Source organism: Arthrobacter sp. SIMBA_036 (assembly GCF_046535135.1).
Classification (GTDB): domain Bacteria; phylum Actinomycetota; class Actinomycetes; order Actinomycetales; family Micrococcaceae; genus Arthrobacter.
The window spans coordinates 1-279 of record NZ_JAWRXG010000116.1 but is presented as its reverse complement, the minus strand read 5'-3'; the positions used below and the strand labels follow the sequence as shown (position 1 = coordinate 279).

General features: G+C 65.2%; 1 protein-coding gene. It reads right to left on the bottom strand.

The window, feature by feature from the left end; translation table 11 throughout:
• A partial coding sequence (locus tag SB659_RS19340; RefSeq protein WP_410551565.1) for a dihydrodipicolinate synthase family protein occupies window positions 1-279 on the bottom strand: 279 nt, incomplete at both ends.

The following is a 279-nucleotide window of genomic DNA, read 5'->3' as shown; positions in this document are numbered from 1 at the left end:
ATATCGCCCTCGATGTCGAGCAGGCCGAAGATCGTGCCATCGGCAGAAAGCACGTCGAGCGTCGATGGCAGAAGCGGCGAGGCCGTCCGCGCAGGATCGTTGACGATGATCAGCGGCAGGTTGGTGACCGCTGCCAGTTCGCCAAAGTGATGCAGAATGCCTTTCTGCCCCGGCTTCGAATAGTAGGGGACGGTGACCAGCGCCGCGCTGGCGCCGAGCGCTTCGGCCCGTCGCGTCGCCTCGATGGTCTGCGCCGTACAGTTGGTGCCGGTCGCGGCA